The organism is Burkholderia sp. JPY481, assembly GCF_038900515.1.
GTDB classification, from domain to species: Bacteria; Pseudomonadota; Gammaproteobacteria; order Burkholderiales; family Burkholderiaceae; genus Paraburkholderia; species Paraburkholderia youngii.
This window is the reverse complement of sequence record NZ_JAYMRT010000191.1, coordinates 1-255: the sequence shown is the minus strand read 5'-3', so window position 1 is coordinate 255 and position 255 is coordinate 1. Positions and strand designations below refer to the sequence as shown.

At 51.4% G+C, this 255-nt stretch carries 1 rRNA gene; it reads left to right on the top strand.

The features are described from left to right. Positions 1-3: 3 nt before the first annotated feature. Positions 4-255 (top strand): 23S ribosomal RNA (locus tag VSR82_RS40285); the annotation flags it as partial.

The following is a 255-nucleotide window of genomic DNA, read 5'->3' as shown; positions in this document are numbered from 1 at the left end:
CACAGGCGATGAAGGACGCGGTAGCCTGCGAAAAGCTCCGGGGAGCTGGCAAACAAGCTTTGATCCGGAGATGTCCGAATGGGGAAACCCACTCCTAATGGAGTATCCGTAGCTGAATCCATAGGCTGCGTGAAGCGAACGCGGTGAACTGAAACATCTAAGTAACCGCAGGAAAAGAAATCAACCGAGATTCCCAAAGTAGTGGCGAGCGAAATGGGATCAGCCTGTACTCTTTATTTGCAGTGTTAGCCGAAC